At 71.8% G+C, this 241-nt stretch carries 1 protein-coding gene; it reads right to left on the bottom strand.

Annotated elements, in window-relative coordinates; translation table 11 throughout:
- On the bottom strand, nucleotides 1-241 hold a 241-nt coding region (locus RAD04_RS39090), incomplete at both ends, for a cupin domain-containing protein (protein WP_461628023.1).

Raw genomic sequence — 241 nt, 5'->3', positions numbered from 1 at the left:
CGGGCGGATCGCTGGCCGGGAAGGATTCCCGCGAGGCCTGATCGACCACGTCCAGGGCCGCCGGCGGGGTCTGGGAGCGGTGGTGCGCGATGGCCAGGAGGATGGATTCGACGGCCAGGCCGCGCACGGAGCTGGCCTCGCCGGGGCGCAGGTAGAGCATCTGGCCAGCGTTGACCTCCTTCGTGTCTTCTCCCGTGGCGACGCCGACGCGGCCCTCGAGGCAGACGAGGACAAGTTCCCC

Source organism: Bradyrhizobium sp. 25ACV (genome assembly GCF_054863005.1).
The sequence above is the reverse complement of the archived record's forward strand: the minus strand, read 5'-3'. Positions and strand labels throughout refer to the sequence as shown.